General features: G+C 63.5%; 19 protein-coding genes. 9 read left to right on the top strand and 10 right to left on the bottom strand.

Features of this window, described 5'->3' with window-relative positions; translation table 11 throughout:
• Positions 1-160: 160 nt before the first annotated feature.
• The 7 genes from CSAL_RS01365 to CSAL_RS01335 all read left to right on the top strand — a co-directional run bounded on the left by CSAL_RS01365 (position 161) and on the right by CSAL_RS01335 (position 6,071).
• The gene (locus tag CSAL_RS01365; RefSeq protein ID WP_011505581.1) at positions 161-1,258 is read left to right on the top strand and encodes a LacI family DNA-binding transcriptional regulator; all 1,098 of its coding nucleotides are present in this window, start codon (positions 161-163) and stop codon (positions 1,256-1,258) included.
• A 55-nt stretch (positions 1,259-1,313) separates the two neighbouring features.
• Entirely contained in the window at positions 1,314-2,327 is a 1,014-nt protein-coding gene (locus tag CSAL_RS01360; protein WP_011505580.1) for a TRAP transporter substrate-binding protein, read from the top strand.
• Between the two features lie 54 nt (positions 2,328-2,381).
• Positions 2,382-2,993 (top strand): TRAP transporter small permease, encoded by a 612-nt coding sequence (locus CSAL_RS01355; RefSeq protein WP_011505579.1) that lies wholly within the window; start codon positions 2,382-2,384, stop codon positions 2,991-2,993.
• Positions 2,990-4,297 carry a TRAP transporter large permease gene (locus tag CSAL_RS01350; RefSeq protein WP_011505578.1) on the top strand — a complete coding sequence of 436 codons (1,308 nt, stop codon included), beginning with the start codon at positions 2,990-2,992 and terminating at the stop codon, positions 4,295-4,297. Before CSAL_RS01355 ends, CSAL_RS01350 begins: the two co-directional genes overlap by 4 nt.
• Positions 4,298-4,477: 180 nt before the next feature.
• Positions 4,478-5,155: an HAD family hydrolase gene (locus CSAL_RS01345; protein ID WP_011505577.1), complete on the top strand. Its 678-nt coding sequence runs from the start codon at positions 4,478-4,480 to the stop codon at positions 5,153-5,155.
• Positions 5,156-5,250: 95 nt separating this feature from the next.
• Positions 5,251-5,625, top strand: a complete 375-nt coding sequence (locus CSAL_RS01340) for a translation initiation factor Sui1 (RefSeq protein ID WP_011505576.1) — start codon at positions 5,251-5,253, stop codon at positions 5,623-5,625.
• Positions 5,626-5,660: 35 nt separating this feature from the next.
• A complete protein-coding gene (locus tag CSAL_RS01335; protein WP_011505575.1) occupies positions 5,661-6,071 on the top strand; it encodes a YbaY family lipoprotein in 411 nt (136 codons plus the stop codon).
• Between the two features lie 27 nt (positions 6,072-6,098).
• Here the strand turns inward: CSAL_RS01335 and CSAL_RS01330 are convergent, their stop codons facing one another.
• Complete coding sequence (locus CSAL_RS01330; RefSeq protein WP_011505574.1) at positions 6,099-6,998, bottom strand: NAD-dependent protein deacetylase; 900 nt, start codon at positions 6,996-6,998, stop codon at positions 6,099-6,101.
• 135 nt (positions 6,999-7,133) lie between these two features.
• On the opposite strand from CSAL_RS01330, the gene CSAL_RS01325 reads away from it, so the two are divergent.
• Positions 7,134-8,036 (top strand): nuclease-related domain-containing protein, encoded by a 903-nt coding sequence (locus tag CSAL_RS01325; protein WP_043557873.1) that lies wholly within the window; start codon positions 7,134-7,136, stop codon positions 8,034-8,036.
• On the opposite strand, the gene CSAL_RS01320 is transcribed toward CSAL_RS01325, so the two are convergent.
• The 7 genes from CSAL_RS01320 to CSAL_RS01295 all read right to left on the bottom strand — a co-directional run bounded on the left by CSAL_RS01320 (position 8,037) and on the right by CSAL_RS01295 (position 15,218).
• Positions 8,037-8,900: a substrate-binding domain-containing protein gene (locus CSAL_RS01320; protein ID WP_244846450.1), complete on the bottom strand. Its 864-nt coding sequence runs from the start codon at positions 8,898-8,900 to the stop codon at positions 8,037-8,039. It abuts the gene before it with no gap.
• Positions 8,849-9,079: a LacI family DNA-binding transcriptional regulator gene (locus tag CSAL_RS17650; protein ID WP_244846447.1), complete on the bottom strand. Its 231-nt coding sequence runs from the start codon at positions 9,077-9,079 to the stop codon at positions 8,849-8,851. The genes CSAL_RS01320 and CSAL_RS17650 overlap by 52 nt, the downstream gene beginning before the upstream one ends.
• A 105-nt stretch (positions 9,080-9,184) precedes the next feature.
• Positions 9,185-10,291, bottom strand: a complete 1,107-nt coding sequence (locus tag CSAL_RS01315; protein ID WP_011505572.1) for an ABC transporter ATP-binding protein — start codon at positions 10,289-10,291, stop codon at positions 9,185-9,187.
• Positions 10,292-10,350: 59 nt separating this feature from the next.
• A complete protein-coding gene (locus CSAL_RS01310; protein WP_011505571.1) occupies positions 10,351-11,964 on the bottom strand; it encodes an alpha-glucosidase family protein in 1,614 nt (537 codons plus the stop codon).
• Between the two features lie 167 nt (positions 11,965-12,131).
• Positions 12,132-12,974: a carbohydrate ABC transporter permease gene (locus CSAL_RS01305; protein WP_011505570.1), complete on the bottom strand. Its 843-nt coding sequence runs from the start codon at positions 12,972-12,974 to the stop codon at positions 12,132-12,134.
• Positions 12,971-13,945, bottom strand: coding sequence for a carbohydrate ABC transporter permease (locus CSAL_RS01300; protein WP_011505569.1), 975 nt, complete (start codon positions 13,943-13,945; stop codon positions 12,971-12,973). Before CSAL_RS01300 ends, CSAL_RS01305 begins: the two co-directional genes overlap by 4 nt.
• Before the next feature lie 13 nt (positions 13,946-13,958).
• On the bottom strand, positions 13,959-15,218 hold the full coding sequence (locus CSAL_RS01295; RefSeq protein WP_011505568.1) for an ABC transporter substrate-binding protein: 1,260 nt from the start codon (positions 15,216-15,218) through the stop codon (positions 13,959-13,961).
• A gap of 309 nt (positions 15,219-15,527) precedes the next feature.
• Here CSAL_RS01295 and CSAL_RS01290 point away from each other — a divergent pair, with 309 nt between their 5' ends.
• A complete protein-coding gene (locus tag CSAL_RS01290) occupies positions 15,528-17,042 on the top strand; it encodes a carbohydrate porin (RefSeq protein ID WP_011505567.1) in 1,515 nt (504 codons plus the stop codon).
• An 83-nt stretch (positions 17,043-17,125) separates the two neighbouring features.
• Here CSAL_RS01290 and CSAL_RS01285 read toward each other — a convergent pair whose 3' ends face one another.
• Together CSAL_RS01285 and CSAL_RS01280 are read right to left on the bottom strand one after the other, a co-directional pair.
• Positions 17,126-17,638, bottom strand: coding sequence for a hypothetical protein (locus CSAL_RS01285; RefSeq protein WP_011505566.1), 513 nt, complete (start codon positions 17,636-17,638; stop codon positions 17,126-17,128).
• Complete coding sequence (locus CSAL_RS01280) at positions 17,631-19,259, bottom strand: sodium:solute symporter family protein (RefSeq protein ID WP_011505565.1); 1,629 nt, start codon at positions 19,257-19,259, stop codon at positions 17,631-17,633. Before CSAL_RS01280 ends, CSAL_RS01285 begins: the two co-directional genes overlap by 8 nt.
• Between the last annotated feature and the right edge of the window lie 186 nt (positions 19,260-19,445).

Below are 19,445 nucleotides of genomic sequence, written 5' to 3'. Positions count from 1 at the left end.
CTTTCCCGTCCGCCCACGCCACGGCGTGGGCGTTTCGGATCCATTGCGCTGCGCCTCTACGACTCTGGTCGTAGTTGGACCAAAGGCGAATGGGGCCGAGACGGCGACTCTTCTAGGCTGACCTTAGATTTGGATCAATCCAAAAACGAGGCACGCCAGCATGGCCGAATCCCCCGAGACCCCGTCGTCCCCACGCGAGAGCGCGCGTCACAGCGTCACGCTGCAAGACATCGCCGCGCATGCCGGCGTGTCGCGGTCGACGGTCTCGCTGGTACTGCGTGGCAGCTCCCTGGTGGCGGACACCACCCGCACGCGTGTGCAGGCTTCCATCAAGGCCCTCGGCTACGTCTACAACCGTGGCGCAGCAGCGCTGCGCGCCAGCCGCACCTTCACCCTCGGCGTGGTGGTCTACGACATCGCCAACCCGTTCTTCGGCGCCATGGTGGCGGGCATCGACTCGGTGCTGCACCGCGAGAACTATGTCTCGTTCCTGGCCAACAGCGAAGACTCTCCCCAGCGTCAGCAGCGCTTCCTGGAGCGCATGCGCGAACAGCGCGTGGATGGCTTGCTGCTTTGCCCCGCCGAGGGCACCGATCCCGCACTGGTCTCCCGGCTCGCCGACTGGAACCTGCCCTGCGTGCAGGTGCTGCGCCATGTCGGCGAGCCCCCGTTCGATTACGCGGGCACCGATTTCGAACTCGGGGTGCGCCAGGCCGTGGACCATCTCGTGACGTGCGGCCACCGGCGGATCGTCTTCCTGGGCGGCGACGCCGAGCATTCCGCCACGCAGGCCCGCCACCGGGGCTACCACGAGGCCATGCGGGCCCACGGTCTCGACGATGTGCACCGCGTGATACGCGGTCCGGTCACGCGGCGCGCCGGCTTCGACGGCGTGCAGCGCCTGATGCAGGAAAGCCCGCGCCCCACGGCGGTGATTTGCCACAACGACCTGATGGCCCTGGGGGCCATGCTGGGCTTGCAGCGCCTGGGCCTGACGCCCGGCCAGGACTGCGCGGTCATCGGCACCGACGACATCGAGGAAGCGGCCTTGAGCCTGCCGGCGCTGAGCAGCGTCGCCACCCATCCCTATGCCATCGGCGAGGAGGCGGCGCGTCTCGCCATGCGACGCATCGCCGACCCCGACGGTACCCGCGAGCAGGTGATCCTGACCCCGCGCCTGCACGTCCGCGACTCGTGCGGTCCCTGCACCGCCGACGCGACACCACCGCGACGATGCACCGACGTCGTCGACATCTGACACCATCCCTGCGCCAGCCGCCACCGGCGGACACAACAATCAACGAGGTGACATCATGACTCAGAACTGGATCGATCCAAACGCATCCCGCCGCCCCTTCGCCAAGCGCGCGCTCGGCGCCGTCGCGCTGACGCTCGGCATGACGCTGGCCGGCGGCGCCCAGGCCGTGGACCTGCGCTTCGGCCATGGCGGCACCGAGGACACCGCCTATCAGCTTGGGGCCGAACGCTTCAAGGAACTGGTCGAGGACAAGACCGACGGCGATGTCTCCGTCACCATCCTCGGCAACTCCGTGCTCGGCCACGAAACCGAGATGTTCGAACAGCAGATGGCCGGCGCGCTGGACATGTCGATCATCAATCCCGGCTTGATCACGGATTTCTCGCAGACCGCCAACGTGTTCTCGATTCCGTTCATGTATCGCGACGAGGCCCACTGGCGCCACGTGCTCGATGGCGAGGTCGGGCGCGACATCGCGGACCGCATCGAGGACGACACCGGCGTCAAGGTGCTGGCCTTCTTCGGTGGCGGCAAGCGCCAGATCGTCAGCACGCGGCCGCTGGAAAGCCTCGACGACCTGGAAGGCATGAAGCTGCGCACCAACCCGACCGAGCCGCTGATCGCCGCCTGGAAAGCCCTGGGCACCGAGCCCACCGTCATGGCCTGGAAAGAGATCTACACCGGGCTGCAACTGGGCGCCATTGACGGCCTGCTCAACGAGGCCGAGTGGATTCATCGCATGCGCTTCCACGAAGTGGCCCCGCACATCGGGCTCTCCGAGCATGACATCACCGTGCGCCTGCTGACCCTCTCGCAAATGACCTGGGATCGTCTCGACGACGCCCAGCGCGAGGCGGTCATGGCTGCCGCCCAGGAAGCCGCGAGCTATGCCCGCAAGGTGCAGCTCGAACAGGACGCCGAAGCACTCGAGACACTCGAGGAGGAAGGCGCCACGCTCTACCCGATGGATCGCGAGCGCATGAAGGAGATCGTCGCCGAGCCGCTGCAGAAAGTGATCGACGACATGGGCCTCACCGAGCTGCATGACCGGATCGTCAACGTCGAGTAATCCCCCGGCCGGGATGGATGCCCCATCCCGGCCCTTGTCGCCGAGGGTTTCGCCATGCCCACCCTGCTCGCCGGACTCGCCCGGCTCAATCGAGCGCTCGAGCGTCTGCTCGGCGCTCTCCTGTTGCTGCTGCTGGCGGCCTTCATCGTGTTCATCGTCTATCAGATCGTCAGCCGCAACCTCCCCATGCTGCCGCGTCTGTACTGGACCGAGGAGTTCAGTCGCTTCGCCTTTCAGTGGATGATCATGCTGGGCACCGCCATCGGCGTGCTGCATGCCGATCACTTCGTCCTCGAAGCCTTTCCCCGCGGCTCCCGGCTCGACCGGGCGACGCGCCTGATCCGTGATCTGGCCTGCCTGGCGGTCGGCGTCGTGTTCGTCTATTACGGCAAGGACTTCGCGCTCTCCGGGCTTCGCCGCAGCGCCACGGCCTCCAGGCTGCCGATGATCGCGGTGTACGTCACGTTCAGCGTGTGCGGCGTCCTGATCATCCTGTTCGCCGCGCAACGTCTCCTGCATGCGGCCCTGCATGGCCAGTCGGCCATGGAGCAGACGCTGGACACGCCCTCCGAACTCGACGAGGCCCTGGCCGATACCGCCGAGACGCCCTCCGATTCGCTCAGCGCCCCCGAGCATCGCGACGGCGGCAAGGAGTCTTCCCGATGATGCCGATGGACTGGATGTTCCTGCTGCCCTGGCTGTTGTTCGCCGTGCTGGGGATCCTGATCGTTGCCGGCGTGCCGATCGCCATGTCGCTGGTGCTCACCTCCTTCGCGGTGATCATGCTCGACCCGCGCCTGACGCCCTGGATCATGTTTCAGCGCATGTACAACGGCATGGACTCGTTCGTGCTGCTGGCCGTGCCCCTGTTCCTGCTCGCCGGCAACCTCATGAACGCCGCACGCATCACCGACCGGCTGATCACGCTGTGTCTGCACCTGGTGGGGCATTTCAAGGGCGCCCTGGCCCACGTCAACGTCATGGTCAGCATGCTGTTCGCCGGCGTCTCCGGCTCCTCGACGGCGGACAGCGCCGGCGTCGGCACGGTGCTGATCCCGGCCATGAAACGGGAAGGCTACCCCGCGCATTTCGCGGTGGCGGTCACGGCCGCGTCGTCGGTCATGGGCATCGTCATCCCGCCGTCGATCAACATGATCGTGTGGGGCGCGTTGACCAACACCTCGATCGCCGGCCTGTTCCTGGGCGGCATCCTGCCCGGGGTGATGATCGGCATCGCGCAGCTCTTGCTCAACCTGGGCTACGTGCGCCGCTACCAGGTGCCCGTGCGCCAGCGGGCCTCGCTCGCGCAGTTGATGCACTCGGGCAAGGACGGCCTGCTCGCGGCGGGCATTCCGGTGCTGATCATCGGCGGCATCACGCTGGGCATCGTCACCCCCACCGAAGCGGCGGTGATGGCGGTGCTGTATGCCCTGGCGCTGGGCTTTCTCGTCTACCGCGAGCTGACGTTCAAGAGCGTCATGGCGGCCTCCACCTCCACCGTGCGCCTGTGTTCGCTGTCCCTGTTCAGCCTGGTCGGCGCGGCCATCTTCGGCTATCTGATCAGCTTCTATCAGATTCCGCCGTCGCTGATGAAAGGGGTCAACATCACCGACCCGACCACGCTGCTCATCGTCATGGCCATCGTCATGCTGCTGATCGGCACCTTCATGGACTCGCTGCCCGCGATGGCGATTCTCGCGCCGATCTTCCAGCCGCTGGCCATGCAGGCGGGCGTGCACCCGGTCCAGTTCGGCGTCATCAGCGTCATGGCCCTGGGGCTCGGCCTGATCACGCCGCCCTACGGTCTGTGCCTGATGATCTCGGCCAAGATCGGTGGCATTCCGCTGCTCAAGGCACTCGGCACGACGCTGCTGTACCTGGCGGTGATGCTGGTCGTGATCGCGCTGCTGATCGTCTACCCGCAGCTCATCCTGATGATCCCGCGGGCGCTGGTGCCGGACTTCGTATAGCCGGGACCGCTCGCCCCGCGCTCCCCGGCCTTGCCATTGCGGCCGGGGAGCACTACAGTTCCCGTTAGAGTTTAAAAACGCCGTTCGCAAACTCGCCATCGCGCTCAAGCCTGGGCGTGGCATGCCGATATTTGAGAAACTGTGCGGTTTCATCCATCACGCCCTCGAGGCTCCACCATCATGTCTCATTCGCTGTGCCTGCTGTTCGACTGCGATGGCACCCTGGTCGATAGCGAACCCCTGCTTGCCGATGTCATGGCCGACGTACTGACCCGTGTCGGACTGCCTTTCGCCGCCCCCCAGTACATGGCAGAGTTTCGCGGCGTACGATTCGCCAACATCGTCGCGGAACTCGAGCGTCGCTACGGCGCCCTGGACGACGCCACGCGCGACATGGCCGAGAGCGAGATGCGACGCAACATGCAGGCACGCATGAGTCGCGAGCTGCAGCCCATCTCCGGGATCCGCGAGGCGCTGGAGCGCCTTGGGGCGTATCCCCGCTGCGTGGCTTCCAACGGCCCCGAGCACAAGATACGCCGCGCCCTCGACAGCACCGGTCTGCGCCCCTATTTCGAGGATCGCCTCTACAGCGGCTACACCATCGAGAGCTGGAAACCCGAGCCGGGGCTGTTCCTGCATGCCGCCCGTGACATGGGCTTCGCCCCCGAGCACTGCGTGGTGATCGACGATGCCGAGGTCGGCGTCGCCGCCGGCCTGGCCGCCGGGATGCGCACGATTCACATCAATCGCTTCCCCGAGCGCGAGACCACGCCGTCCGGCGCCATCGCCCTGCACCACATGCGCGACCTGCCCGACGTGGTGGCACGCTTGGCCCAGCTGGAAACCCTGCCACACTGATTTCCTGCCGGGGACGCGCGACGCCTGGTTCGTGCATCGCGGCTCGGCGCGTTATCATTCGCGTATCGTGCCAAGCCGACGCCAGGGAGATACGCATGGCATCGTTACAGGATCAATTGCGCGGGCTGGTGTACTCCACCGAACACGGCGAGACCTGCCCCGAGTGCCGCGCCCCGCTCAGCGAGTGCCGCTGCGCCGACACGGCGGAGGAAGACCGCCTGGCGCGCCTCGACGGCATCGTCCGTCTGCGCCGCGAAACCAAGGGCCGCAAGGGCAAGGGCGTCACCCTCGTCGAGGGAGTGCCGCTCAAGAGCGAAGAGCTCAAGACATTGGCCAAGGCACTCAAGAAACGCTGCGGCACCGGCGGTGCACTTAAGGAAGGCATCATCGAAATTCAGGGCGATCACCGCGACGCACTCAAGGTGGAACTGGAAGCGCGCGGCTATCGCGTCAAACTCGCGGGCGGTTGAGCCCACGCCAACGGCGTTCCCCAGGAGAGATTCCCATGCCCCTGTCCCGTCTATCGCACCGCCTCCGCACGGCCCTGTGCGGCGCATTTCTGGCCGGGCTGGTCGGTTGCGCCAGCGGCCCCGATTTCCAGACGCTCGACGCTCGTGTCGTCTTCGACACGCCACCAGCCCTGTCGCCGGCAGCCACGCTCAAGGTGGCCCTGAAAGACAGCGCCGACGACACGACGCTGGCGGAAAGTCGCTACCCTCGGATCGATACCGAGGCCACCGAGGTGGCACTGCGTTACGACGCCAGCGCCATCGACGCGGCGCATCGCTACACGTTGCAGGCCGAGGTTCGCGACCAGGGGCGCATCACGTATCTCAACCGCGACGCGGTCGAGGTCCTGAACGGCGACACCGGCACCACGCCGACCATTACCCTGGTGCCGGCCTCGCGCCGCTGACGACACGGCATCCCGCGCGGCACGCACTCACGGGCGGAGCGTCGAGATTGGGCCGGCGCCCTGCGTGACGTGCGGCGGCGTCTGCGGGGAGCGGGACGCCGTCACCTCGCGCACCGCCGCTTCCAGGGTCTCGCCCACCGGCGCCTCCAGCTTGAGCGAGAACAACGCATCGGCACGAGTGCGCCCCATGTTGACGCACGCCAGCGGCTTGCCCAGTTCGGCCGCCCGCTTCGCGAAACGATAGCCCGAATAGACCATCAGCGACGAGCCCGCCACCAGCATGGCGTCGGCCTGTTCTAGCGCCGCGAATGCCGCGTCCACGCGTGGACGCGGCACGTTGTCGCCGAAAAACACCACATCGGGCTTGAAGATGCCGTCGCCGCAGCGCGCGCAGGACAGCAGCGAGAAATCGGCGAAGTTGCGACTTTCCAGATCAGCATCCCCATCCGGGCCGACCTGCGCCTCGAGAGTCGTCCAGTGGGGATTGAGGCGCGCCAGTTCGGCGTGCAAGGCATGTCGCATGCGAGTCGCGCCGCACCCCATGCACCGCACCACGTCGGCCTGGCCGTGCAGGTCGATGACGCGGCGCGAGCCTGCGCGCTGATGCAGCCCGTCGACATTCTGCGTGACCAGCCGCTCGAGGCGACCGGCCCGTTCGAGTTCGGCCAGCGCGTAATGCCCCCGCCCGGGCCGCGCCTCGCTGAGCGCCTGAAACCCGACCAGGCTGCGTGCCCAGTAACGACGGCGCGCCAGGTCGCTTTGCATGAACGCCTGGTGGGTCATCGGGGGCGAGCGCTTCCAATCGCCGCGCTCATCGCGGTAGTCGGGAATGCCGCAATCGGTGCTCATTCCCGCCCCGGTCAGCACGAACAAGCGCGGATGCCGTGCGAGAAACGCCGCCAGCGGCGACGGTGACGTGTCGACCATCGTGACCTCCCAGAACCAGAACCGCTACCCTATGATAGAACGCGTGCCGCCTGCGGGCACAGGGCCGTATCGCCGCCGCCCGCCAAGCTGGCTAGAATGGGCGTTCGTACATCGCCCCCGACCCGGATGACCGCTATGGCCTGGCTGGAATACGTACTGCCGCTCATCTTTCTCGCCCCCCTCGGCGCCACGGCGCTGGTGGTGCTGGCATTGCGTCATCTGGAAGACGGCGCGCTGACCTCGCCCTACGACGGCCATACCCTGCGCGAGCCGGCGCAATCGTTGCGCAACCGCCTCGACCGGGCCTATGCGGCGCTGTTCCTCGACGGCGCGCTCGGCCCCATCGTCACCTTGGCGCCCTTGGTCTATGGCATGGGGCGCATGCTGTTCGCCAATCGGCACAGTTGGCTGGAGTGGGCCCTGTATGGCCTGCTCACCACCCTGCTGGCATTGATCCTGTGCTTTCGCCTGATCCGCGACGTGCAGCGCATTCGGCGCCTCAAGCTGGGGCTGGCCTGCGAGCTGGCGGTTGGCCAGGAACTGGAGCGCCTGATCCGCCCCGAGGCCCATCCGTATTTCGTGTTCCACGACGTACCCACCGACAGCACCACCATCGACCATGTCGTGGTCACGCCGCACGGCATCTTCGCGGTCCAGGTCAGCGCGCGCACACCACCGCTGGACATCAAGGGCGAGCCGCGCACCACGGTCGTCGTCGCCGGCCAGCGGCTGCGCTTCCCCGGATGGCGCGAACGTCAGTCGCTGGCCCATGCGCGGCTGGCGGCGGCGTGGTGCCGCCAATGGCTGGCCCACCGCTCGCTGGGAAACGTCGCCGTGCAGGGTGTCCTGGTGCTGCCCGGCTGGAACGTGGAGATCGACAAGCCACCCGGCGAGATCATGGTGGTCGACGGCCGAGGCCTCGCCACCCTGCTCGACGACACCTCGCTGCAGCCCATGGATGACGCCACTCACCAGCGCGTGGTGCAGGCCCTGGATCGGCGTGTGAAAGGCGTCACGTCAGGAGATCAAGCCCCCTGACTAGGGCGCCGTTTCGCCAACGATGAGATGCGTAGTCAGGCAGTGAGACTCCATGGCGGTACGACCGAGTACCATGGAAGCCGCCAAACGCCCCTTGGCGACACTATCTTGACGTACGGTGGTCAGACGCGGCGCGCGATATTGCCCCTCGGCGATGCCATCGAAGCCGGTCATGCGTAGATCTTCAGGAATGCGCAGACCGCGCTGCTCTGCCAGCGTCAGCACGGTCAGGGCGATGCGATCGGACATGCAAAGCAGCAGATCCGGGCGTTCGCCGTCGGGCAGGTCGAGAATCTCGGCAATGACCGGCGAGCAGACGTCATGGGTATTCTCTTCGATGTTCCACATGGGCACGTCGGCCGGCACGAAGTCGTGCTCGGCCAGTGCCTCGTAAAAGCCGTTCAGGCGTGCACGCGTGATGGTCTGTGACTCGCTGAACAGCGGCTGGTCGATGATACGCCCGTTGCAGGGCTCGGCGGTCGAGCGCAGGTTGATGATCGCAGGGCGACGCGGCCGCCGGCGCAAGGCATGGCGCGCTATGTTCAGACAGGCCGCATGGTTGTCGATGTGCACCGAGGCATGCCCGGCGATATCGAAATCCACGGCCATCAATGGCCGCTGTTGCGACAACTGCTCATGCATCTGCGGGTCGGGCAGCAGCCCGTATACGATGAAGCCATCGGCCATGCTGGCCGACTCCAGCCGCATTCCCTGACGGCTCGGCAGCAGCAACAAGGTATGACCATGCTCGTCGAGCACCTCCGAGACCCCGGCCAGGAACTCGCTGGCCACGGCGTCGTTGAGGCTATAGGTCAGACTATCGGCCAGGACCACCGCAATGATTTTCGAGCGCCCGGTGCGCAAGCTGCGGCCTCGGGCATCGGGCCGACATAGCCTACATCACGCGCCTCGCTGAGAATCCGGTCGCGCAGCGCGGGCGATAGCTGATCCGGCCGATTGAAGGCGTTGGAAACCGTGGCAGTGGAAACCTCGAGGCGAGCAGCCAGGTCCTTGAGAGTAATGCGACGGTGCGAAGGAGTCACGGCGAGTCTCGTTGCTAGCGAACGCAGGCAGCATACCTGCCTGCTCCGACACTCTCTAGCATGAAAGGCGACTCAGCCGGACAAGGCAACCGAATGCCGGCATCCTCAAGCGGCGTCACGCGTACGCATCAGTGGCAATGCGCGCCCGTCACCATCGAACAGGTGCACATTGTCGAGTGACGGCATCAAGGCGGCATATTGGCCGATGTCCCAGCGACTGGGTGCCTCACTGCGATGAATCAGCAGCTCGCCGCCCTGACCGGCATCAAGATAGACATAGACCTCGTTACCCAGATATTCAACGTTGACGATTTCGAACGCATTGTCGCCACGCGCTTCCCCCAGGCACAGATGTTCGGGACGAATGCCGAGCGTCAACGTGGCGTTTGCCGCAAGGTCCGCAGCATTCTGTGGCAGATTCAGCTCGCCGATGCCCGATACGCTGACGCGACATCCCTTGGCATGGCTCTCGCGCAAGGCGGCGGGCAGGAAGTTCATCGTCGGAGAGCCGATGAACCCCGCGACGAAGCGCGTCGCGGGACGCTGGTAAAGCTCCTGGGGACTACCAACCTGTTCGATTCGCCCGCCGTTCAAGACCACGATCTGGTCGGCAAGCGTCATCGCCTCGACCTGATCATGAGTGACATAAATCACCGTTGAGCCCAGACGGTGATGCAAGCGCGCAATCTCGTTGCGCATTTGCACGCGCAGCGAGGCGTCGAGGTTGGACAGCGGTTCGTCGAACAGCAGGATGCGCGGCTCGCGAGCCATCGCCCTTCCCATCGCCACACGCTGACGCTGTCCACCGGAAAGCGCCTTGGGCTTACGATCAAGCAGTTCCTCGAGCTGCAAGATGCGCGCAGTCTCGTGAACCCGGTCGCGTACCGCCTGCTTCGTCGTTTTGGCCAACTTCAGCCCAAAGGCCATGTTTTCAAACACCGTCATGTGCGGATACAAGGCATAGGACTGGAAGACCATGCCGACTCCCCTCTCGCGAGGTGGCAAGTCGTTGACCAGCGTCTCGCCAATTTTCAGCTCGCCACCGCTGATCGACTCCAGCCCGGCGACCAGCCGCAGCAGAGTGGACTTGCCACAGCCGGAGGGACCGACGAAGACGACGAACTCGCCATCACCAATCGTGAGGTCGACATCCTTGATGATATGCGTATCGCCAAACGACTTGTTGAGCTTGTTGAGCGTAAGGCTTGCCATGGAAAGTTCTCCTGGCCGGCGCCAACAAGGCGCCAGCGGCATGTATCGTCCAAAGAAATTCAGTCAAGGCGCAGATAGGCCGCCTGATAGGCCGGCAGGGTCAAGCGGTCGTTTTCCACGTGCGCCGTGAACCCGGGAGCGTCTAGCAGGTGCCCTGGCTCGGGCAGGCAACACGCCTGCGCCTGGTCAGTCAGGTTGAACACGCACACAAGGCGTTCCTGAGCATGCTCACGAACGAAGCCAAGCAGGGCATCGCCGACATCGAGCAATCGCAGGTCACCGTCGAACAGCGCCGGGTGGTCGTGACGAAATGCGATCAGCGCCCGCACGCTGTTGAGCATGGAATCGAGACTCGCCTGCTGACGCGACACAGCACGCTGCAGGTGGCGGGCATCCACCGGCAACCAAGGCTCGACACGCGAAAAACCGCCATGAATACCGTCATGCCAGGGCATCGGCGTCCGGCAGCCGTCACGTCCCTTGAAGTCAGGCCAAAGGACCTTGCCGTAGGGGTCCTGAATACGCTCGAAAGGCACTTCGGCCTCGGGCAGACCGAGTTCCTCACCTTGATAAAGGCAAACGCTGCCGCGCAATGACAAGAGCATGGCCAACGTGACCTTGGGATACGCCTCGGCGTCTTCCTCGGCTCCCCAGCGCGTGGCGCTTCTCATCACATCGTGGTTGGACAGTGCCCAGCAAGGCCAGGCATCGCCCGCCAGTCGCTGGAAGCGTTCAATCACCTCATGAATGTAGGCCGGGGAGCGCGGTGCATTAAGCAGATCGAAGGTGTAGGCCATGTGCAGCTTGTCACCATTGGCGGTGTACTCCGCCATGCGCTCGAGTGGACTATCTTCGCTGATCTCACCGACCGTCGCCGTGCCCGGAAACTCATCCATCAACGCGCGTAATCGTTTGAGGAAGTCGAGGTTTTCGGGGCGGCTTATGTCATGGACATGGCGTTGCCACGTGTAAGGGTTGGCCTCCGGAGCACCCAGCGTCTTTGTATCGCCGGGCTCGATAGCCGGGTTGTCGCGCAGTTCGGCATCATGGAAATAGAAGTTGACGGTATCCAGGCGAAAGCCATCGACACCAAGTTCCAGCCAAAAGCGCATGTTGTCGAGCTGAGCGTCACGCACGGCCGGATTATGAAAATTAAGATCCGGCTGCTCGATCAGGAAATTATGCAGGTAATACTGACGACGTCGCGAGTCGAATGTCCACGCCGAACCGCCAAAGATAGACAGCCAGTTGTTGGGCGGCGTGCCGTCGGGCTTGGGGTCGGCCCATACGTACCAATCGGCACGAGCATTTTGTCGGTCGCGACGACTTTCCTGAAACCAGGGATGCTGGTCCGACGTATGGCTGATCACTTGATCGATGATCACCTTGAGCCCCAGAGCATGGGCGTGACTGAGCAGTGACTTGAAGTCGTCCAGGGTGCCGAACATGGGGTCGACGTCGCGATAATCGCTGATGTCGTAGCCAAAATCCGCCATCGGAGATGTAAAGAAAGGCGACAGCCAGATGCCATCGACACCGAGCGACGCCACGTAATCGAGCTTTTCGATGATGCCCGGCAGGTCGCCGATACCGTCGCCGTTGCTGTCCAGAAAGCTGCGCGGATAGATTTGGTAGATGACACCACCGCGCCACCAGAAAGTGTTGTCCTTCATCTTGGATTCCTTGATAAAGAGAGTGGAATCAGGTGCGAAAACGCAGCGAGCGATGACCAGACAAGGCAAAAGGAGGCGAAAACGCGGAGTTTACACGGCAGTAAATGAGCATTTTGAGCCTCCTTTTAACGCGGTATGGTCGAGCGCAGCCAGTTTTCGCGCCTGATTCAGCCCTTGACGGCACCGGCGGTGAGACCCGAGACGATGCGTCGCTGAAAAATCATCACCAGAATGACCAACGGCACCGTGACAGTGACAGAAGCCGCCATGATCGGCCCCCACGGCAACTCATGCTGGCTGCCCCCGGAAATCAGCGCGATTGCCACTGGCACGGTGCGCTCCTCATTGGTGAGCGTGAACGTGAGAGCGAAGAGGAACTCGTTCCAGGCAGCGATGAAAGCCAACAGCCCCGTCGTCGCCATCGCCGGCCACATCAATGGCAGGAACACCTTGGTGATGGTGATCCAAGGGGTGGCGCCGTCCATGATCGCCGCCTCCTCCAGTTCCTGCGGCAACTGGCGCATGAAGGTGGTCAATACCCAGACGGTGAACGGCAGGGTGAAAATGGTGTAACTCAGGATCAGTCCGCCCGGACTGTTGTAGAGATTCAGCGTACGGATCACCTCGAACAGCCCCGAGAGCACCGCGACCTGGGGGAACATCGACACGCCGAGCACGATCATCATCACCGTGGTGCGGCCGCGAAAGCGCACCCGACCCAAGGCGTAGGCGGCGGTGATGCCCAGCAACAGGGCAATGGCCACCACGCTGACGGCAACGACGATCGAGTTGATGATCGCCTGGACGAAACTGCCTTGGGTAAAGATGGTGACGTAGTTACTGAAATCCACGCTGCTCAACCAATACTCGACCTGAAACAACGCACTGGAAGGTTTGAGTGAGGTGATCACCGCGTAGTAAAAGGGAAAGACGGCATAAATCAGCAACACCGCGATCAACGACCAAAACCCGATACGCTTGGCAAGAGACTTGGCGAATCTGGTATTCATTCATCACCTCCCAGCTGACGACGCCCCAGATAGAGATAAATCACGGTGGCCAAGGCGATGATCAAAAACAGCAAGGTCGAGGCAGCACTGCCATAGCCCACATCTTGAAACTCCACCAGTTGCTGACGTGCGTATATCGACATCGTCATGGTGCTGGTGGAATTGGAAGTCAGTACGTAAATCACGTCGAACACGCGCAGTGCATCCAGCAGGCGGAAGATCACTGCCACCAGCAACGCAGGTGTGATCAAGGGTAATGTCACCCGGAAAAACACCTTGATCGGGTGGATACCATCGACCTCGGCGGCTTCGTAGCAATCCCGAGGCAGCATTTGCAGTGCCGCCAGTACCAGCAGGGCAACGAAGGGAATCGTCTTCCACACATCGACGATGATCACCGCCCACATCGACAGATCGGCGTCGGCAGTCCAGGCCAGGGGGGCATCGATCAGGCCCAGCAACATCAGCAGATGGTTGATGATGCCGAACTGATCGTTGAGCATCCACGCCCACATCTTGGCCGACACGATGGTGGGAATCGCCCAGGGGATGAGCACGGCAGCACGCACCAGCATGCGTCCCTTGAACTCGGCATTGAGGATCAAGGCGACGATGATGCCGAAGACCGTCTCCAGCGACACTGACACGACACTAAAGAACAGCGTGTTCCAGACCGACTGCCACCAGGCGGAATCGGTCAGCAGGCCGTACCAGGCTCCCTGGTAATATCCCAGATAGTTCTCGAAGCCTATGAAGTTGGCTTCCCCCGTATCCGCCAGCGAGGCGTCGGTGAAACTGAAGTAGAACGTACGCAACAGCGGCCAGCCGGCAACCATTGCCAGGGTGACGAGCATTGGCACCAGGAACAGCCAGGCAGCTCGCACGCGCTGACGACGCACCTTGGTGCCCTGTCGGCGGCCCCGGCGCGTTACCGCCGGGGGATGGGTTGCAACAGAATTGCTAGCGGTCATGGCAGGCCTCGGGTTACCAGCGGCGGCGCTTCATGCGCTCGAGCTTGTCCTGCAGTTGCGATACCGCCCGGGCACCGTTCATGTTGCCGGCAAGCACGTCGTGGGCAGCGTTGAAGAAGGCATTGCTGACGCGGCCGTATTTGTTGCCGGTCGGTGCCGAAGGCCGTGCCACGGCATTGGTGAAGGTATCGTAGAGCTTGCCGAAGAAAGGCACGGCGGCGAGGACTTCCTTATCCTGGTAAAGCGACTTGATGGTCGGGTTGTAGGAACCCTCGAGGGCACGACGTTTCTGCTCGGCTTCGGACGTCAAGAACTTGACCAGATCGACAGCCAGCTCGGGATGCTTGCTGTATTTGGATACTGCCAGGTTCCAGCCCCCCAGGGTCGCGGCACTGCTTCCTTTGGGGCCATGCGGCAACGTGGTGACACCGACCTTGCCGCGCACGTCGCTATTCTCGCTCTGCACCAGCGACCAAGCGTAAGGCCAGTTACGCATGAAGACTGCGTTGCCGGACTGGAAGACGCCGCGGGCCTGTTCTTCGGTGTAATTGAGCACGCCTTGGGGCGAGATATGGCCGACCCACTCGGCAGCCTGATCCAGAGCAGCCGCGGCACGCGGATTGTCGATGGTGATCTCGCCCTGTTCGTCGACGATACTGCCCCCGCCATGGCTGGCGACCCACTCCAGGGCATTGCAGGTCAGCCCCTCATAGGCACGCCCTTGGAAGACATAGCCCCACATCTCCTCATTGTCGGCCTGGCGTTCAGCCTGCTGGATGGCCTCGGCGGTCTCGGTCATCTGCTGCCAGGTCTCGGGCACCTCTCGATCGTACTTATCGAGCAGATCCTTGCGGTAATAGAGAACCCCGGCATCGGTAAACCAGGGCATCGCCACCAACCGCCCATCGACGGTATTGTTGTCGACGATCGTCTGGAAATTGCCATCGGCAATATCCTTGCCGCCTATCTCACGCAAATCGAGCAGGTGGTTGGCGAGCAGGCCAGGCCAGACCACATCGATCTGCATAATATCGATATCCCCCGATTGTGCAGACAGGATTTGCTGATAGAGCGAGAGACGTTCGGTGGATGAATTGGGCGTCGAGACAACAGCGACGCTGTGACCGGTCTGCTCTTCCCAGGCGGAGACGCCTTCCTTGCAGAGAGTCAGCTCAGCTCCCACCGCGCCACAGGAAATGGTCAAGTCCGCGGCATGGGCCTGACCGACGGTGGCGCCGGCCAGGGCGGCAAGAAGAGTCAATCGACGAATCATGGCGCTTACCTCCGGGGGTTGTTGTTATCCAGGAAGACCGTGCTGGCAAAGCCACGGTAATAAGTCTGTGCTATCACAACCGATTCTTAAACGATTAAGTTAAAAGCCACATTAGCTCTCGCCCGACCCGCCCACAACCTAGACTTTGGTGTAAAAAAACGCGTCAACCAGCCTTGGATAGACATTAGTCGAAATGGCACGACAAGGACTTTGTAGACTTGATCTTAAACGTTTAAGTTTACACCCCGTTAACGACGTCAACCCGCGTTACGAGATCACTCCACAACAACCACAACGGGAGTCAAGTCCATGCCCCTTTCAGGAACCATGATGCGCAAGCCGCTGGTCATCGCCATAACCTTTGCCTCACTGGGCGTGACCGCCAATGCCCATGCCGATATCTCGGATGAAGCACTCGAAGCGCGGCTGGCGGCGCTGGAGAGCCGTGTCGCGGCGGCGGAACAACGCGCGGCCGCCGCCGAGCAACGTGCCAAGCGCGCCAGGGCGACGCTGAAAGCACTCGAGGATACCGGCCTCGAAAAACGCCTCGCCGATGTCGAAGCGCATGCAGAAGGCGATCTGGGCCTATCGCTCGATGCCTATGCCCGCTCCGGCCTGCTGCTCGACAGTCACGGCAAGAGCGCACCGGGTGGCCCCTTCCTGACGCCGGCAGGTAGCACCGGCGGTGCCGTGGGCCGTCTAGGCAACGAACCGGACACTTATGTCGAGACCACGCTCAATTACAAACAGCGCTTCGACAATGGCGCTCGCTCGCATTACCGCATGATGCTGGCGGACAGCGTCACCACCAGCAACGACTGGACCGCCGAGGAATCGAACCTCAACGTTCGTCAGGCGTATGTCCAATTCAGCGAATTGCCGAGCTTCACCGGCGCCTTCGAAGACGCCAAGATCTGGGCCGGTAAACGCTTCGACCGAGACAACTTCGACATCCACTGGCTCGACAGTGACATCATCTTTCTCGCCGGTACCGGCGCAGGGGTATATGACATTCGCCTCAACGATGACTGGACCAGCAACGTGTCGCTCTACGGGCGCAGTTTCAGCGACTTTCCCATCGTCAGCCGCGAGAATCCCGACCTCACCGGCAGTACCGACAACCTTGTCTTCACGCTCAACAACCACATCGGCGACTGGCAATGGATGGTCAACGGTCTCTCGGCCAACGACAACGACCGACGTGATACCGGAAACGATGCCAGCGCGGCGGACACCGGTTTCCACACCATGCTGGCCTACCACGGAAACAGCTTCTTTGGCCTCGGCGAAGGCAGCTTCAAGGCGGCGGCCCTCCACGGACAAGGACTAGGCGCCGAGGTCAAGTCGCTGGGCGCCGACGGCGACCTGCTCGATGAGGCCCGGACCTCGCGGCTGGCGGTCTATGGCACGACCTACGTGGCGCCCGACTGGCGGTTGGCTCCAGCCATGCTCGCCCAGCACAGCACGGACCGTTACGCCCGTGGCGACAGCTATGACTGGGTGACCCTCAATGCCCGCCTGGCCAATGAACTGACCGACAACTTCGAGATGCAATACGAGGCCAGCTACCAATGGATGGACCTCGATCCCAAAGGCTACCAGGGCAACAATGCCGTCGATGGCGACTATGCCAAATTGACTGTGGCTCCCACGTTCAAGCCCCAGGTTGGCGGCTTCTGGCAGCGTCCGGAGATTCGCCTGTTCGCCTCCTGGAGCGACTGGGACGAAGCACTCAACGGCTTCACCAATGGCGACGCCTTGGGCGATGACAGCTTCACTGGCAGCGAATGGACCTTCGGGACACAGATGGAAGTCTGGTTCTGACATATACCGCTGCATGCGCCCCCCACTGCCACCGCATACAAGACGGGAGCGCTCGCCGCGACGTCACACGGCCGAATCCGACGCTAGGCTGGCACCCCGGCAAGCTGACGCAATTCCCACAGGACTGCGTTCTTGAGCGTCGGCAAGGCGTCACCGCCAAGCCCGCTGATCACCATCAGCCGATGCCCCCCTCGACGATTCGGTGAATATCCCAGCCACAGGGGCAGGGCCACGGCGCGCGCCGGCGTTCCGCGCAGCGTCACTTGCCAGTGCCGCCGCGCCACCATGCGCTCCCAGAACCAGAGCCTCGACACGACATCCGCCGAAGGCGGCAGGGAAGCGGCAAGCCGCAGCTCGGCCTCGGCTCCCTCGTGTTCCGGGGCTGCCGGCAATGCATGCGGCCAGAGCAGCGCCCGCCGCGCCCGGGCATGGCACAACAGCCAACCGGCAGGGGCATCGTCCGGCGTGCCCAGGGCATGCGCCCAGAGCGTGAGCGTCGCCGCCTCGAAGGTCTCGGCGCGCAGGCGACGCAGGCGCGTCTCGGCCTGCAGGGCATCGAGTCGCCGAGGCAGTCTCAGGGGAAGCGCCTCAGGCATTGGCCCACCCCTGCAACAGTGCCAGACCCGCCAGCAACAGACAGAACCATGCCACCAGCCCGATACAGCGGCGACGTGTCAGGCGTGCCGCCGGCGTGATCGACCGGGCACGGGCGGCGCGCGTCGCCAGCAACGCCTGCATATCCGGGGCGGTTTCCTCGATGACCACGTCGCGCAATTGCGCCGCGCTCGGGGCAGGCGCCGTCAGACCGACGACATACCCTACGCCGAGCGACACCACCACTCCCACCAGATTGTTGTAAAGCCAGGAGATATCGAAGAGGCTTTCGACGCCCCACACCGAGACCATGCCCAGCACCAGGCCGCTCAGCGCACCGCGGGCATTGGTGCGATGGCTGAGCATGGCCAGCAGGAAGGTGCCCAGCAGGGCGCCGTAGAACCAGGACCCGATACGATTGACCGCCTCGATCACCGGCCCCAGGTTACCGGCGAAGAACGCGAAGACCGTCGCATACAGGCCCCAGAAGACCGTCGCCCAGCGCGAGGCCTTGAGATAATGCGCCTCGCTGGCGTCGGGCCTGACATATCGCGTATAGAAATCGCGCACGCTCACCGCCGACAGCGAATTGAGCGCCGAGTCGAGACTCGACATCGCCGCCGCGAAGACACCGGCAATCACCAGACCGGCCAGACCCGGCGGAAAGGCGCTGACCACATAGCGCGGGAACAGCTCGTTGAGGTTGTCCGGCGCGGCAAGGCCGTGCTGGTCGTAGTAGGTCGCCAACATCACCCCGATGAACAAGAACAGCAACATCTGCGGCACCAGCAGGTACCCGCCGATCAACAGTGAGCGCTGTCCCTGCTGCACATCGGGGCTGGTCAGGACCCGCTGAATCTGGCTCTGGTCGGTGCCGAAATACGCGATATGCAGGAAGATGCCGCCGAACAGGCCGGCCCACAGCGAATAAGTCACCCCGGGGTCCAGCGACAGGTCCAGGGTGTCGAACATCCCCTGTGCTGCACCGAAGGCAAAGACATCGCTCCAGCCACCGGGCAGACTCGCCACCATCAATCCCATGCTGACCAGGGCGCCCAGCCACAGCACGAACATCTGGATCACGTCGGTCCAGATCACTGCACTGATACCGCCCAGCACCGTGTAGCTCACCGCCAGCACCGCCATGACCACGATGGTCAGGTTGACGCTCCAGCCGGTCACCACCGAGAGCACCAGTGCCGGCGCATAAAGCACCACGCCGGTCGCCAGGCCGCGTGCCACCAGGAACAGACCTGCGCTCACGCTGCGCGTGGCCGGCCCGAAGCGACGCTCGAGAAGCTCGTAGATGCTGTAGATGCCCGCGCGATGAAACACGGGCACCAGCAGAAAGATCAGCACCGCCATCGCCAGCGGCACGTTGAGGAACGTCACCAGCCGCTCCAGGCCGCCCTCGAACCCCCAGCCGGGAGCGCCGATGAAGGTGATCGCGCTGGCCTGGGTCGCCATCACCGACAGCCCGATCGCCCAGCCGGGAATTCGCCGACCGCCCAGGAAATAATCCTGGGTACTCTGCTGGCTCCGCCCGAAACGCGCGCCTATCAGCGCCACGAGCAGGATGTACACCACCAAGACGACGCTATCCAGCCAGGTAAACTCGCTCACGACCCGCCCCTTTGTGATCCACCTGGCTATCCAAATTAGCAGGCTTCTTTCCAGGCTGCCGATCGGCACGCCATGGGTGCCGTCCGGTCCCGAATCGCATCAAGTGACCACGGAGGCCAAACGTCCGTATTAGGTAATATTCCGTCAAAAGGTAAAAGAAGATTACTAACGAATTGATCGATATGG

The organism is Chromohalobacter israelensis DSM 3043 (assembly GCF_000055785.1).
GTDB lineage: Bacteria > Pseudomonadota > Gammaproteobacteria > Pseudomonadales > Halomonadaceae > Chromohalobacter > Chromohalobacter israelensis.
Note: the sequence above shows the minus strand (reverse complement) of the source record. Positions and strands in the feature narration are given on the sequence as shown.